Source organism: Polaromonas sp. (assembly GCF_035638815.1).
Taxonomy (GTDB): domain Bacteria; phylum Pseudomonadota; class Gammaproteobacteria; order Burkholderiales; family Burkholderiaceae_C; genus Polaromonas.
Window position 1 is genome coordinate 1 of the sequence record NZ_DASQZG010000026.1, and the last position, 14,936, is coordinate 14,936.

Sequence of the window (14,936 nt, forward strand, 5' to 3'; positions counted from 1 at the left end):
GGTAGCCTTGCGGAATGCCGTCCCCTGCCGCCTGCAGGCCGGCCCGCACACGGGCAATCGTGCCGTGGTGGTCCATGCCCTGGATGTTGATGGCCTTGGTAAAGCCACGCTCCCACTTGGCCAGGTGGTAAGCCACATCAGGCACAAAGTAGGTGTAGCTGCCGTCGCCCTTTTTCATCACGCGATCTTTGTCGTCGCCGTAGTCGGTGGACTTAAGCCAGAGCGCGCCGTCCTGCTCATAAGTCTTGCCGGCTTCCTTCAGTTTGGCGACGGCCGATTCGACCCGACCCGAGCTGTACAGGCTGGACTCGAGGTAGTAGTTATCGAAGCGGACCGAGAAGGCCTGCAAATCCAGATCCTGCTCGTGGCGCAGGTAAGCCACCGCAAACTGGCGAATCGCATCCAGGTCTGTGATGTCGCCAGAGGCCGTGAACTCCCGGTCATCAGACTTGACGGTTTTCTTGTCCTTGAAGTCCCGGGCAATGTCGGCGATGTAGTCGCCGTTGTAGGCAGGCTCCGGCCAGCCGGCATCACCAGGCTTGAGCCCTTGCGCGCGAGCCTGGGTGCTGGTGGCCAGCGTATGGATCTGCACCCCGGCGTCGTTGTAATAAAACTCGCGGTGCACGTCCCAGCCCTGGGTTGCAAACAAATTGCAGATGGCGTCGCCCAGCGCCGCCTGCCTGCCATGGCCCACGTGCAAAGGGCCGGTCGGGTTGGCTGACACAAATTCAACCAGCATGCGCCGCGCTTTGTCGGCGGGCCTGGTGCCATAGCCGACGCCAGCCGCGAGCACCTCGCGCACGGTCTCCTGTTTGGCGGCGGGTTTGAGCCGAAAGTTGATAAAACCCGGCCCGGCAATGTCAATTTCATCAACCCAGCGCTGGTACACCGGCGCTGCCAGCAGCGCGTCGCGCAGGCTTTCCGCGAGCTGGCGCGGATTGAGCTTGAGCGGTTTGGCCAGCTGCATGGCGGCGGTCGAGGCGAAATCACCATGCGCAGCAACCTTGGGGGATTCGAAAGCCGCCTTCTGGCCGGCGCCGGGTGACAGTTTTTCCAGCTCGGCGGCCAGGACCGCGAGCAATTCTTGTTTGACTAGGAGCATGGCCTGATTTTACGGGCCGGTATCCCTGTTGCCCCCTGCGCAGCTTGGGCATGGCAAAATACAGTTTCATTCAAGAGAGTGTTTGCGCATAGCGCAAACCGCCGAAGGCGCAATCTCCCATGATCGCTCAGGCTCCCGTATTGAATGAAAAACGCCGAATCTGGAGAGCGTTGCCGCGCAATGCGGTGACCACCGAAGGAGCAAAGCCTGCACAGCGCCGAATGCGCCAGAGGCTGAATCTCTCAGGTACCAAGGACAGTGGGAGCGGCACCCTGGCGGGTGCACGCTGCCGCTCTGAAATGCTACTTATTTCATAGCTGCTTACGCGCATGCGCCGTGGGCTTGCGACCTTTTTTCCTTGGAACTCTCATGAAAATCACCGTTTTAGGCGCCGGCGTGACCGGCATCACGTCTGCCTGGTTTCTGCACCAGGCGGGTCACGAGGTAACCGTTGTGGACCGTCAGCCCGGCGCGGCGCTGGAAACCAGTTTTGCCAATGGCGGGCAGGTCTCGGTCAGCCACGCCGAACCCTGGGCCAACCCTGGCGCACCGCTCAAAGTGCTGAAGTGGTTGATGCGCGAAGACGCGCCGCTGCTGTTTCGCTTGCGCCCGGACCTGAACCAGTGGCTCTGGGGTCTGGACTTTCTGCGCCAGTGCACACCGGGGCGTACACGCCACAACATCAAACAGATGGTGAACCTCGGGGTGTACAGCCGCACCAAGCTGCAGCAGTTGCGCGCCGCCACCGGCATGGACTACCAGCAAAAGACTGAAGGCATCCTGCATTTCTACACCAGTGAAAAAGAGTACGCAGACGCGCAGGGTCCTGCCGCCGTGATGCGCGAGTACGGCTGTGAGCTCGACATGAAAACGCCGGATGAATGCGTGGCCATTGAACCCGCGCTGGCTGCCAGCCGCGGCCAACTGGTAGGCGGCAGCATGACGGCGAGCGATGAGTCGGGCGACGCGCACCAGTTCACCAGCAAACTGGCAGCGCTCTGCGCCTCAGCCGGTGTGGCTTTTATGTACAACACCCGCGTCGTGGGCGCGCGCAAGGAAGGTGACACCTTGGTGGGCGTGCAGATCGCCAATGCCGACGGCATCGTAAGCGAGCTGAAATCCGACGCCTATGTGATGTGCCTTGGCGCTTACAGCCCGCAGTGGGCCAGGCTGTTGGGCCAGTCGCTGCGCATTTACCCGGCTAAAGGTTACTCGGTCACCCTGCCCGTCATCAACGAGGCGGCTTCCTTTAATGTGTCGCTGACCGACGACGAGTACAAGCTGGTGTTCTCGCGTCTGGGCAACCGCCTGCGTATTGCCGGCACTGCAGAGCTGGACGGCTACAACACCGACCTGAACCTGGTTCGCTGCGAGGCGATTGTGCGGCGCGTGCGCCAGCTTTTTCCCGACATGACCGATGGGCAAAACGCGCAGTACTGGACCGGCTTGCGGCCCGCCACGCCGTCCAATGTGCCGTATATCGGCGCCTCCAAAACCCGCAACCTGTTTCTCAACACCGGGCACGGCACCCTGGGCTGGACACACGGCTGCGGATCGGGCGCAGCAATTTCCGACATCATCAGCGGGCGCGCGCCCGAGGTGGACTTTGCTTTTACAGGCTTGGTGCCAGAGCGACGGGGGCTCTGGATGGGCAAGCCAGCGACGGCTCAGGCCTGACGCAGGCGGTCGCGGGCAGCGTCTTTCACGGCCCGCGTCAGCCGCTGCGCGAGCACTGGCTCCCGCGCCCAGTGCTGCCAATACAGGGCCACGTCCACGTAACGGCCCGGCAGCACCTCAGCCAGCGGCGGTCGGTGCGCGCGGCCGGCAAGCAGCAGCTCTGGCACCATGCCCCAGCCCATGCCCAGCTCCAGCGCCACCTCGAACGCATCCACAGCAGGCACAAAATGGCGCGGGTAACTCGCATTGCGCAGCTCAAAGTGCTGCTCAAGAAAAGTGTCCTGCAGGGCGTCTTTGCGGTTGAAGATGACGGCCGGGCTTTCCAGCAAGTGGTGGATAGACAGCGCGCCCTTCGAAGCACCTTTTTTCCACTGCGCGATCAAGGCCGGTGCCGCCATGCAGCAATAACGCATCGTCCCCAACGGTTCAGCCACGCAGCCGCGCAGGGGCTCTGCCAGAGTAGTGACGCAGCCGCTCACGTCGCCGCTTTGAAGCGCGTCATGGGTGTGGTCCTGATCGTCAATCACGATCTCCAGCAACAAATGGTGCTTGCGCAGGGATGCAGCCATCCCCGGCAGAAACCAGCTGGTGAGAGAGTCAGCATTAACGGCCACGCTCAGACTGCGCAACTGAGCCGACTTGCCAGTTGCACCATGGCCTTGCTGCCCGTCCAGCGTGCCCAGCAAATCCGCTTCCATCAAGCGGACCTGACGCAAATGTGCCAGCAAGGTCTGGCCCGCCGGCGTTGCACGCGCGACCTTGCCGCGCACCAGCAGACGCTGGCCCATGCTGTCCTCGAGTGCCTTGATGCGCAAGGAAACCGCGGCCAGAGTCAGGTTCAGCGCTTTGGCGGCGCCGCTGAAACTGCCGTGTTCAATGACGGCGGCAAGGGCATCAAGCTGGCGAGCATCGAGCATGTAATTGGTTAACTTTTAATTGAGCAAATTTGATTTTAGTTAATTTTCTTAAATTTATATGCCGTGCGGCAGATACTTTGGCTGATGACATCCCTGATCAACTCCTCGTTTTTTGCCGGCATGGTGCTGAGCCTGTCGCTGATCATGGCGATCGGTCCGCAAAACGCGCACATCATTCGCATGGGCTTGTTGCGCCAGCATCTATGGTTGACCATCGGTGTGTGCGTTGCGACCGATGTGGTGCTGATCGCCATCGGCGTGGCGGGGGTGGCGCAACTGGGGGATACGTCGGGCTCGGTTCTGCACGTCATGACGGCAGCGGGCGCCATTGTGCTTTTTTTATACGGTGCGCAAGCCCTGCGCCGCTTTCTCAAGCCGGCCCGGCCCGCGGCACCTGATAGCGCAGAAAAACCAGCGGGCCACACCACGCGCCGTCAGGCCGTCGGACTGGCGCTGGCGCTTTCCTGGCTGAACCCGCATGCCTGGCTGGACACCGCCGTATTGATTGGCGCGGCTTCGCTGGCGTATGCCCAACCCCACAACGCTGTATTTGGCGTAGGCGCGGCAACCGGATCGCTGGTGTGGTTCACCGGCCTCGGTGCAGCACTTTGGTGCGTGGGCCACCGGCTTGATTCACCTGCGATGTGGAAGGCACTCGATCTGCTGGTCGCTCTGATGATGTGGGGCACTGCTTTCTGGCTACTGCGAAGTCTGCTCTAGGAACCGAAGCCGCGCGCCAGAAAAACTGCGGCGAGGGGAATCAAGGGAAGAATATGCGCCTGGACCATCACCAGTTTTCGCACTTTCTGCACCTGCACCGGATCAGGCAGCGCGCCGCTCGCACGAAGCTCGCGCCGCCACCTGGCAAACATCAAGGTGGGCTTGATGGATAGCAATCCGATGCCGATAAACAACGCCAGCTTGACGTAAAGGAGGTAATTCGCACCGTACCAGGGCCCGCCCTTGACCCCGTAAAAGACACGTAGCAATCCCGTCACGAAAACCGCGCCAGCTGCAACCCCGTAAATCCCGTCAATTCTGGCCAGCCGTTCGACAACCGCGGCGTTCATCCATTCGGCGCGGCACAAGGCTGCTTCACTCGCAAGAAACACCACCATGGTCAGAATCGCAAGAATATGGGCGTACGCTAGCAAGGCTTCCAGGGTCATGGGGTGTGGCTCCTATTCCGATTTTTTTTGTCAAGCGCGCTGGGCCCGGGCGCCGGCCCAGAAAGCGGGCCGACCGTAATTCTCTTTGAGAAAGTCTATCCACAAACGCACCCGTAAAGGCAGGTGCTTGCGCTGCGGAAACACGGCGTAAATCCCGTTGGGCGGTGCATCAAAAGCTTGCAGCACCGGCACCAGTTGGCCCGCGTCAATTTCGGCTTCCACTTCCCAGGTGCTGCGCCAGGCAATGCCGTGGCCGTTGATACACCAGTCGTGCAACACCTGGCCATCTGAACAATCCAGCGGCCCACCGGGTTTGAGGTGTACCAACTCACCAGCTACCTGAAATGCCCAACCCCGGGTTTGCGACGCATCGCTGGACAAGGTGAGGCAGGCGAAGCGGGCCAAGTCTGTGGGGTGTTGTGGGGTGCCGTGGCGCCGCAGGTATTCGGGTGTGGCCACACACATGCGCCGGTTGTCGGCCAGGCGCACGCTGACCAGAGAAGAGTCAGGCATGTCGCCAACACGCACCGCGCAATCAAAACCCTCACCGGCCAGATCAACCACGCGGTCGCTCAGGTTCAGCGAGATCGTCACGTCTGCATGCAGCTCGCGAAAGATGGGCACCAGTGGCGCCACATGGCGGCGGCCAAAACCCGCCGGCGCAGTGATGCGTAAATGTCCGCTGGCCTTGACGCCTCCCGCAGACACGCTGGCCTCGGCATTGGCCACATCGATCAGCAGCCGCTGGCAGTCCTCCAGAAAGGCGCTGCCTTCATGCGTCAGGGATATGCGGCGCGTGGTGCGAACCAGCAGCTTGACGCCCAGGCGTCCCTCCAGCGCATCCAGTCGTCTACCCATGATGGCAGGCGCAACGCCCTCCGCGTTTGCCGCGGCCGTCAGGCTGCCCCGGGTCGCCACGGAAACGAAAGATTCGAGCTGCTTGAGTTTGTCCATCGCGCCGATTATGCGAATAAAAGGTGGCAATGGCGGCCAAAACCTCTTTCATTATGGCTATGAGGTCGATAGTCGGGTCGCAAAGTCTTTTCTTCTTGATAAATACTGCTTGGGCCTGGATACCCACGGTCTTTACCGGTTTGCGCCTACGCGGGGAGGGGCGGCGGTGAGATACAAATGGTGTTGACGCCGCAACTCCAAGCACCTGCACATTCCGCAGCTGTCCGGGAAAACGGGCTCTGTCTAACTTCCAAGGAGTTTTTTTTATGAAGTCTTCCATTATTCTTGCCGCTGCCCTCGCTGTATTCGCACTGGCCGCCTGTGACAACCGTCCCGCCACCGTTGTGACACCCGCTGTCGTTTCCGTGCCTACACCTGTACCTGGCCCTCCTGGCCCTGCAGGCGCTACTGGCTCTACGGGATCCACTGGCTCCACAGGTTCAACTGGCTCCACCGGTTCCACAGGCTATACCGGCGCAACTGGTTCCACTGGTGCAACCGGCGACACGGGCGCAACTGGCAAAACCGGCGACACCGTCGTGATCGTTCCAGCTACGCCAGCGAAACCGTAATACCTCTCTCGCAAAAAAAGGGCCCTCTCGGGCCCTTTTTTCTTTTGCGCGTTGCCATTCAGATCCGCCCTGATTTCTCAACGGTCGTGACGATATATCAACCGGCGACGCCGCCCTCAAGCAAAGCCTGGATTTCCTTTTCAGCGTAGCCTATCCCGCGGAGCAAACTGTGCGTGTGTTCGCCCAGGCGTGGTGGACTCATGCGCACGCCTGGCCGCGTTCCGCCCAGGGTCAGCGGCATCAGTACGGTAGGGGTGGACTCACCCGCCCTCTTGCCATCCGGCAGGGTCATGGACGCCAGTCCCCCTGTCGCTTTCAGGTGGGGATCATTGAAAAGATCTTCCGGGCGAGTGATGGGTGCGTAAGGCAAACCGTTTTTTTCGAACACGGCCCCGATGTGCGCAGCGCCGTGAACTGACAGTGTGGACCTCAGCAAGGGGATCAGCCATTCGCGCTCTCGAACCCTGTGGTTGTTGCTGAGAAGCCGCACGTCGTCCCGCAGATCGGACAGGCCGAAGGCCTCACAAAACACGGTCCATTGGGTGTCGCTGACCACTGCTAAAAATATCTGTTCGCCATCCTTGACGGTGAAGACGTCATAGACCGCCCATGCTGAAATCCGGCTGGGCATGGGTGCGGCGGGCTCGCCGGTGACGGCGAACTGCATCATGTGCTGCGCCACCAGAAACACATTGTTTTCAAACAACGCGGACTGCACCTCTTGCCCTTTGCCGGTTTTTTCCCGCGCGGCAAGCGCGGCCATAGCGCCAATGGCGCCAAACATGCCGCCCATGATGTCATTGACGCTGCTGCCAGCGCGCAGCGGATCGCCCGGCCTGCCCGTCATGTACGCCAGCCCGCCCATCATCTGCACCACTTCGTCCAGCGCGGTGCGGTGCTCATAAGGCCCCGGCAAAAATCCCTTGTGACTGACATAGATCAGCCGTTCATCCAGTTTTGAAAGGCTTTGATAGTCCAGGCCCAGCTTCTGCATGGTGCCCGGCTTGAAGTTTTCGCTGACCACATCAGCGGTGGCTATCAGCTTGAGCGCGATCTCGCGCCCCTCGGGCGTTTGCAAGTCCAGCGCGATGCTTTTCTTGTTGCGGTTGAACAAGGGAAAAAACCCCGAGCCCGAGCCCAGCAATTTTCGGGTGTTGTCGCCCTTCAAAGGCTCAACCTTGATGACCTCTGCGCCCAGGTCTGCCAGCACCATTCCGCAGGTGGGCCCCATCACCATGTGGGTGAACTCGACGACGCGAAGGCCGACGTACGGCAGCGCATTTTGGTTTTGGGATGGGGACGCTTCAAGCATGTTGGCTTCCGCGCACAAAGTTTTTCGGCAGCCCTGCCTCGGGCGTCATGCCGTACAACGGTTCGTCTGGCAGACCGGCGTGCAGGGGCACGCGTGCCGCAAACAGCCTGGGCAAGTCAACGCCTGTATTCACACCCATTGCTTCAAACATGAACACCAGATCCTCCGTCACCACATTGCCTGATGCCCCGGGAGCATAAGGACAGCCGCCAAGCCCGCCCAGAGAGGCGTCAAATGTTCGCACGCCTTCTTCATAAGCAGCCAGGCAGTTGGCCAGCCCCAAGCCACGCGTGTTGTGCATGTGGGCGGCGCCGGCCTTGTTGCCAATCTCGGCTCGCAGCCGCCTGAAGAGGCGCCGTACCTGGGCCGGATTTGCGTAACCTGCGGTATCTGACAAGCCCGCTTCGTCGGCACCTGCCTCCATGCATTGTTCGGCCAGCCACATCACCTCGTCCTCTGGGACGTGGCCCTGTAGCGTGCACCCGAACGCGGTGGAAATCCCCACCTCCACGCCGACATCGGGCGCAAGGTGCCGGCGCAACGCCGCAATGGCACGGACTTCTTCAATCATCTCTTCCCGGGTCTTGCGCACATTGGCCAGCGAATGTGCAGCGCTGGCCGAAACCGGCAAACTCAATTTGTGTACGCCCGCCTCCAGCGCGCGCTGCGCGCCACGACGATTGGGAACCAGCGCCATCACGGTCAGGCCCGGCAAGGTGGTGGCGTGTTTCACCATCTCGGCCGTGTCCGCCATTTGCGGCAAATAGCTGGCCGGCACAAAGGACCCCACTTCGATTTCGCGCAGACCAGCGTCGTACAAAGCGGTGATCCAGCGCAACTTGTGGGCCGTGGCCATGGTGCGGGGGACGCTCTGCAGGCCGTCACGCGGTCCGACTTCGCTGATCAGCACATGATTTTCAGGAGAAATTGGCATTCATCAAATATTCTGTCAGATAGAATAATGTTCTTTCTGAAGAAATATTGTAGCAAGTCCACAGCGCTGTCAGTTCACCCCATGCCACGCAAAGCCCAGACCGAATCCCTTGCCGATGCAGACGCAGCGCCGGGCGGGGCTGCGTCTGTGGACCGCGCGCTGACCCTGCTGTCAGCCTTCAGAACCGGTGACACCTCCCTGAGCCTGGCCGAACTGGCTGAGCGCACCCAACTTTATAAAAGCACTGTGCTGCGCTTGCTGGCCTCGCTGGAACACGCGAGGCTGATTCAGAAACTGGACGATGGCCGCTACGCACTGGGCGCGGAAGTTGCCCGTTTGCACGGGCTGTATGCAGCCGCGTTTTCGCTGGACCGCGTGGTGCTGCCGGTTCTGCGCGAACTGGTTGCCGCCACTGGCGAAAGTGCGGCTTACCATGTGCGCCAGGGTGATGCGCGCCTGTGTCTGTACCGCGTGGATTCCCCGCATCCCATCCGCGACCACATAAAGGCTGGCGATGTGCTGCCGGCAGATCGCGGCACGGGCGCTCGCATTTTGATAGCATTCAGCACCCGTGAACAAAGGGCAAGAGGCCAAAAAGACCATCAGCTCAACGCCCGCATCCGCGAACAGGGCTACTACACCGCTGTGGGAGACCGGCTGGCCGAAGTCGCCGGCATTTCGGCGCCGGTGTTCCGTGCGGACGGCACCCTGGCCGCGGCATTGACCTTAACCATGCCCGCACATCGGTATGTTGAACGCCACATCAAGGCGGTGGTCCGCGCGGCCGGCAAACTCAGCGGAGAGGTCTGATGCCTGGAGATCAGTCCTGCGCCGCCAGGGACTCGACGCGCCACTCGATGTTGAGCGAGAGCTGCTCATCTTTGCCCAACACGCGCAGACCCGGCTGACCTGGCATGTGGAAGGCATCAATCGGCTGCGTGATCGGCTCAAAGCAGAACGCAGGGCCCTGCGGCGGCCGATAGACCAGGCAGAAGTGCTGATCAGCACCGCCGTCCCGTTCAAAGTCCGGCATGCTGGCGGTAAGCTGCAAGCCCAGCTCCGGCCAGGAGATTCGGGCCGTGCCGCCCCAACCGGTGTAGCAGTTGTCCATTAGCGGACCGTTGGCAGGCGCGCCTTCGTTGAGATTCCAGCCCGCTGGAAAGTTCGCCGTGTGTTCGGTCGGTATGGGGTCATTGCCACAGAGCCAGACGCCCTGCACCGGCGCACTGATGCTGGTCTGCGGCGTGCGCGGAAACCAAGGATGCACGCCCAGGCCATAGGGCAACGGCTGGTCGCCACGATGACGGACCTGCACGTGTTGGTTCAGGCCCCCTGCTACAAGCTTGAAGGTCTGAACAGCGTCATATTCATAAGGGTTGCCGTCGAAGCTTGTGGAGACCAGCGTCATGACCAGCGTGTCCGCCTGCGGCTGTGAAATCTGCCAGGGTTGCAGCCAGCCGTCGCCATGGATGGGGTACACCTCGCCGCTGCGGTTGGGCGCCATGGGATAAAACTGCCCATCCTGGGTGAAACCGCCGCCGCTGATGCGATTGGACCACGGCACCATGGCAAAGGATGCCGTCTGGTAGAGGTCGTTCGTCTTTCCGTCCCACGGCCGCCAGAGATCAATCGGTCCCTGCGGACGATCGAGCTGCCAGGCGGCGACGCTGCCGCCCAGGGAGGGCACAAGCCCAAGGTGTTGGCCAGCATGACGTAGCCAGACAATGGGGTGCAAAGGGTCACTCATCGAAGATCTTTCAAAGTCAAGGCCGCGCAACTCTCACCCGGCAAACATATTGGCGGGGATGCCCGGGCAATCCATGGGGACAGCGAACAGGCCGCCCGCCAGCGGCTCGGCGGCCAGCTGCACGGCCGTAAGACCGGTGCTGGCGCTGGTAATAAAAAGTGTGCGCAGATCCGGCCCACCAAATACGCAGTTGGTCACCTGGCTGACCGGCAGCGGCACGCGACACAACTCCCCGGCACTCACCGGATCATGGCAACTCACGCATGAGGCGCCCCAGTGCGCAATCCACAAGCGGCCTGCAGCGTCCGTGGTCATGCCGTCGGGCACGCCGTCGCCGGGGCTAAATGCAAGCCACAGGCGCTTGTTCGACAAAGTGCCGCTGGCAAGGTCGAAGTCATACGCATAAATGCGGCCATTCTTGGTGTCGTTGAAATACAGAGTCCGCCCATCGGCCGACCAGGTTGGGCCGTTGGTAATTGCAAAACCTTCTTCATGCCGCGTGCAGCGCCCGTCCGGGTCAAAGCGGTACAGCGCCCCGGTCGCGTCGGTGCAGGCGAAATCCATGGTCCCACCCCAGAAACGGCCTTGCGCATCGCATTTCCCGTCGTTGAAACGGTTGCCCGGCAAAGCGGGCTCGGGCTGGTGCAGGTAGCGCGGCTCACCGCCTGATGCAGGGTCAAACAGTGCAAATCCGCGCCGCAGGGTGACGATTAATCCGGGGCCCTGGGCCCTCTCTGCCACCGCAGATATCTCTTCAGAAAAGGCCCACGTCGTGCGCTCTCCAGTGGCCGGATGAAAACGGTGCAGACGGCAAGAAAGAATGTCCACCCAGTAAACCGACTGCTCGCGCTGCGACCACACAACACCCTCCCCCAGCAGAGCTCCGGCTGGCACAACACATTGCGGCTTACCGTACACAGGCTTGGAAAAGGCAGGCTGAGGCGGGGTGTCCGCCTGGCGATCAAAGGTGCTCAATCCAATCTCCAACTACGATATCAGGGTCCGGCTCGCGAATCTCGTCGCGTTAAATCATATCAACGCACAGTGGTGCTTGAAGCCTGGTATTTCGAACTAAATTCATACTTAAATTGCAATGCCAAACACTCTTACCGTTCCCAATATGCGCGCACCTCAAACAAGCCTCTTGTCCCACTTTCCCAGTCTTCAAGGCCGCAACGTTTTTGTAACCGGCGGTGGCAGCGGCATAGGCGCGGCCATCGTGACAGCGTTTGCGCAGCAAGGCGCACGCGTCGCATTTATCGACGTCGCGAAAGATGCCAGTGAAGCCCTGGTGAAGGAGCTGGTGTTGGCCGGCCATGCAGCCCCCTGGTGGCGGGTATGCGACGTGCGGGACATCGCAGCGCTGCAGCAAACCATCACCGAAGCGGCCGCAGCCCTTGGCGATTTTTCGGTACTGGTCAACAACGTGGCCAGCGACGACCGGCACAGTCTGGAGTCCGTGACCCCCGCCTATTACGACGAACGCATGGCGATCAACGAGCGGCCCGCCTTTTTTGCCATCCAGTCAGTTGTGCCCGGCATGCGGCGCCTGGGCGCCGGCTCGGTCATCAATCTCGGCTCTACGGGCTGGCAAGGCAAGGGGGCCGGCTACCCCTGTTACGCCATCGCCAAATCGTCCGTCAACGGCCTGACACGCGGCCTTGCCAAAACGCTTGGGCAGGACCGCATCCGCATCAACACGGTGTCGCCGGGCTGGGTCATGACCGAGCGGCAAATCAAGCTCTGGCTCAATGAGGAAGGCGAGAAAGAACTGGCGCGCAACCAGTGTCTGCCCGACAAGCTGATGCCGCACGACATTGCGCGCATGGTGCTGTTTCTGGCGTCTGATGACGCAGCGATGTGCACCGCGCAGGAGTTCAAGGTGGATGCCGGGATAGTGTGACCTTCAGTCCATCGCAAGCTTGCGGCCACACAGGGTGAGGGCTGGCGTCGGATCCGGATTTCAGTCCGGAATTACACCCATCAATGTCACAGATAACTAACTTTTTGATTAATTAATTATCGGTTAAGTATCAAATACAGTTGAGGTGATGGCCTGTTGCCGTGCAGCGGGCGTATCCGTTCGCTGCGTTTTTGGCGCTTGCCCGCCGCGCTCCGGGTTTCGACGCCTGGCAGCGCGATCTGTCGGCGTCTTTTTGCCAGCGTAAACTTTTCGCTTTTTCTCCCTTCCATTTTTGAGGTTTCTTCATGACTACAAGTCCACGCACATCGCTGCACAGCCTGCAGGTGGCCACCGTGCTGCAACGATTTATTGATGACCAGGTTCTGCCCGGTACCGGCGTTGACAAGGCGACTTTCTGGAAGGGTTTTGACGCCGTTGTTCAGGACCTGGCGCCAAAAAACATCGCCTTGCTCGCAGAGCGCGACCGGCTGCAGACCGAGATGGACAGCTGGCACAAAGCTAACCCCGGCCCGATCGCCGACATGAAGGCCTACCGCGCCTTTCTCGAACAAATCGGCTACCTCGTGCCATCTCCAAAAAAGGTACAGATCACCACCGGCAACGTTGACGCAGAACTGGCCAAGCAGGCCGGGCCGCAACTGGTGGTGCCGATCTTGAATGCGCGTTACGCGCTCAACGCAGCCAATGCACGCTGGGGCTCGCTGTATGACGCGTTGTATGGCACGGAAGTCATCCCCGAAACGGACGGCGCCGACAAAGGCAAGGGCTACAACCCGGTGCGCGGCGCCAAGGTGATTGAATACGCCCGCTACGTGCTGGACCGCACGGCACCATTGAGCAAGGGCTCGCATATCAACTCGACTGGCTACGCTGTCAGGGGTGGCAAGCTGGTGGTTTCGCTCAAGGGTGGCAAAAGCAGTACGCTGGCGGATGCAAAGCAGTTCATTGGCTTTCAGGGCAAAGCCTCTGCGCCGACTTCTGTTCTTCTACAGCACAACGGCCTGCATATTGATATCCAGATCAACCGCAACACCCCCATCGGCAAAACTGACGCGGCTGGCGTCAGCGACCTGGTGCTGGAAGCGGCTCTCTCAACCATTCTGGATCTTGAAGACTCGGTGGCCGTGGTCGACGCGGACGACAAGGTGCTGGCATACAGCAACTGGCTGGGCATTTTGCAGGGCACGTTGACCGAAAGCGTGACCAAGGATGGCAAAACCTTCACACGCGGGCTGAACCCGGACCGCGAGTACACCTCCCCCAATGGCAAGCCCGTCACGCTGCATGGCCGCTCGCTGATGTTTGTGCGCAATGTTGGTCACCTGATGACCAACCCCGCAGTGCTGTACACCGCTGCCGATGGCTCTACCAAAGAAATCCCCGAAGGCATTCTGGACGCCGTGGTTACCACCACGATTGCTATTCATGACCTCAAGCGCAAAGGTAAAACCGGCATCCGGAACTCACGCAAGGGCTCGGTCTACATCGTCAAACCCAAAATGCACGGCCCGGCAGAAGTCGCCTTTGCAGCCGAACTGTTTACACGCGTTGAAAAAATGCTGGGCCTGCCAGATAGCACCGTCAAGCTGGGCATCATGGACGAAGAGCGCCGCACCAGCGTCAACCTGCAGGCTTGTATTGCAGCAGCTTCAAGCCGCGTTGCCTTCATCAACACCGGCTTCCTGGACCGCACAGGCGACGAGATGCACACCGCCATGCACGCGGGCCCCATGATCCGCAAGGGCGACATGAAAACCAGCGCATGGATTGCGGCCTATGAAAAAAGCAATGTGCTGGTGGGCCTGTCATGCGGCCTGCGTGGCAAAGCGCAGATTGGCAAAGGCATGTGGGCCATGCCCGATTTGATGAAGTCCATGATGGAGCAGAAGATTGCCCACCCCAGGGCCGGCGCCAACACAGCTTGGGTGCCCAGCCCGACCGGGGCCACGCTGCACGCGCTGCACTACCACCAGGTCAAGGTCAGCAAAGTGCAAAAGGATCTGGAAAAGACAGATGCCAACAAAGAGCGCAACACGCTTCTCAATGGCCTGCTGCAAGTGCCAGTGACAGCGACGCCCGACTGGGATGAGGCAGCCAAACAGCAGGAGCTGGACAACAACGCGCAAGGCATTTTGGGCTATGTGGTGCGCTGGATTGACCAAGGCGTGGGTTGCTCCAAGGTGCCCGACATCCACAACGTTGGCCTGATGGAAGACCGCGCCACGCTGCGCATCAGCAGCCAGCACATCGCTAACTGGCTGCTGCATGGCGTGGTGAGCAGGGCGCAAGTGAAAGAAACCTTCGAGCGCATGGCAGCCGTCGTAGACAAACAAAACGCCGGCGACAAGTTGTACCGTCCCATGGCTGGCAACTTTGACACCTCGGCGGCTTACAAGGCCGCCTGCGACCTCGTCTTCAAAGGCCTGGAGCAGCCTAGCGGCTATACCGAGCCACTGCTGCATGCCTGGCGGCTCAAGGTGAAGGCTGTCGGTTGACTTCCGCGCCGCAACAGTTTGCTATTTAATTTATAGCGACTCGCGCCCGCCATTAAAGGGCCAACGGTCGTTTTTCTCTATAAACCTGAACCAATGGCGCCCGTGGGCGCCATTTTTTTTGCCAGCGGCCCTG

General features: G+C 60.7%; 14 protein-coding genes and 2 riboswitches. Of the genes, 6 read left to right on the forward strand and 8 right to left on the reverse strand.

Annotated features, from left to right (window positions below):
* The coding region (locus tag VE934_RS15565; RefSeq protein ID WP_324889139.1) for an arginine--tRNA ligase at nucleotides 1-1,102 on the reverse strand (1,102 nt) is incomplete at its 3' end.
* Between the two features lie 61 nt (nucleotides 1,103-1,163).
* A riboswitch (glycine riboswitch) is annotated at nucleotides 1,164-1,255 on the forward strand.
* Nucleotides 1,256-1,262: 7 nt separating this feature from the next.
* Nucleotides 1,263-1,361, forward strand: a riboswitch (glycine riboswitch).
* Nucleotides 1,362-1,471: 110 nt separating this feature from the next.
* Here VE934_RS15565 and VE934_RS15570 point away from each other — a divergent pair.
* Nucleotides 1,472-2,779: a D-amino acid dehydrogenase gene (locus tag VE934_RS15570; protein WP_324889141.1), complete on the forward strand. Its 1,308-nt coding sequence runs from the start codon at nucleotides 1,472-1,474 to the stop codon at nucleotides 2,777-2,779.
* On the opposite strand, the gene VE934_RS15575 is transcribed toward VE934_RS15570, so the two are convergent.
* Nucleotides 2,770-3,696 carry an HTH-type transcriptional regulator ArgP gene (locus VE934_RS15575; protein WP_324889143.1) on the reverse strand — a complete coding sequence of 309 codons (927 nt, stop codon included), beginning with the start codon at nucleotides 3,694-3,696 and terminating at the stop codon, nucleotides 2,770-2,772. The two genes, VE934_RS15570 and VE934_RS15575, sit on opposite strands and share 10 nt — an antisense overlap.
* Before the next feature lie 84 nt (nucleotides 3,697-3,780).
* Between VE934_RS15575 and VE934_RS15580 the strand changes: the two genes are divergently transcribed.
* Nucleotides 3,781-4,416: a LysE/ArgO family amino acid transporter gene (locus VE934_RS15580; RefSeq protein WP_324889145.1), complete on the forward strand. Its 636-nt coding sequence runs from the start codon at nucleotides 3,781-3,783 to the stop codon at nucleotides 4,414-4,416.
* On the opposite strand, the gene VE934_RS15585 is transcribed toward VE934_RS15580, so the two are convergent.
* The gene (locus VE934_RS15585) at nucleotides 4,413-4,865 is read right to left on the reverse strand and encodes a DUF2214 family protein (RefSeq protein ID WP_324889147.1); all 453 of its coding nucleotides are present in this window, start codon (nucleotides 4,863-4,865) and stop codon (nucleotides 4,413-4,415) included. The two genes, VE934_RS15580 and VE934_RS15585, sit on opposite strands and share 4 nt — an antisense overlap.
* A 30-nt stretch (nucleotides 4,866-4,895) precedes the next feature.
* Entirely contained in the window at nucleotides 4,896-5,819 is a 924-nt protein-coding gene (locus VE934_RS15590) for a LysR family transcriptional regulator (RefSeq protein ID WP_324889149.1), read from the reverse strand.
* 266 nt (nucleotides 5,820-6,085) lie between these two features.
* Here VE934_RS15590 and VE934_RS15595 point away from each other — a divergent pair, with 266 nt between their 5' ends.
* Nucleotides 6,086-6,391: a hypothetical protein gene (locus VE934_RS15595; protein WP_324889151.1), complete on the forward strand. Its 306-nt coding sequence runs from the start codon at nucleotides 6,086-6,088 to the stop codon at nucleotides 6,389-6,391.
* 97 nt (nucleotides 6,392-6,488) lie between these two features.
* Here the strand turns inward: VE934_RS15595 and VE934_RS15600 are convergent, their stop codons facing one another.
* Both VE934_RS15600 and VE934_RS15605 read right to left on the reverse strand, forming a co-directional pair.
* Complete coding sequence (locus VE934_RS15600; RefSeq protein WP_324889153.1) at nucleotides 6,489-7,703, reverse strand: CaiB/BaiF CoA-transferase family protein; 1,215 nt, start codon at nucleotides 7,701-7,703, stop codon at nucleotides 6,489-6,491.
* Entirely contained in the window at nucleotides 7,696-8,637 is a 942-nt protein-coding gene (locus VE934_RS15605) for a hydroxymethylglutaryl-CoA lyase (protein WP_414693860.1), read from the reverse strand. The genes VE934_RS15600 and VE934_RS15605 overlap by 8 nt, the downstream gene beginning before the upstream one ends.
* Nucleotides 8,638-8,718: 81 nt before the next feature.
* Between VE934_RS15605 and VE934_RS15610 the strand changes: the two genes are divergently transcribed.
* On the forward strand, nucleotides 8,719-9,447 hold the full coding sequence (locus tag VE934_RS15610) for an IclR family transcriptional regulator (protein ID WP_324889155.1): 729 nt from the start codon (nucleotides 8,719-8,721) through the stop codon (nucleotides 9,445-9,447).
* A 10-nt stretch (nucleotides 9,448-9,457) separates the two neighbouring features.
* Here the strand turns inward: VE934_RS15610 and VE934_RS15615 are convergent, their stop codons facing one another.
* On the reverse strand, nucleotides 9,458-10,384 hold the full coding sequence (locus tag VE934_RS15615) for an aldose 1-epimerase (RefSeq protein ID WP_324889157.1): 927 nt from the start codon (nucleotides 10,382-10,384) through the stop codon (nucleotides 9,458-9,460).
* Between the two features lie 33 nt (nucleotides 10,385-10,417).
* Nucleotides 10,418-11,359 carry an SMP-30/gluconolactonase/LRE family protein gene (locus VE934_RS15620; RefSeq protein WP_324889160.1) on the reverse strand — a complete coding sequence of 314 codons (942 nt, stop codon included), beginning with the start codon at nucleotides 11,357-11,359 and terminating at the stop codon, nucleotides 10,418-10,420.
* Between the two features lie 145 nt (nucleotides 11,360-11,504).
* Between VE934_RS15620 and VE934_RS15625 the strand changes: the two genes are divergently transcribed.
* Entirely contained in the window at nucleotides 11,505-12,287 is a 783-nt protein-coding gene (locus VE934_RS15625) for an SDR family oxidoreductase (protein ID WP_324889329.1), read from the forward strand.
* Between the two features lie 305 nt (nucleotides 12,288-12,592).
* Entirely contained in the window at nucleotides 12,593-14,803 is a 2,211-nt protein-coding gene (locus VE934_RS15630) for a malate synthase G (RefSeq protein ID WP_324889162.1), read from the forward strand.
* The last annotated feature ends 133 nt before the right edge of the window (nucleotides 14,804-14,936 follow it).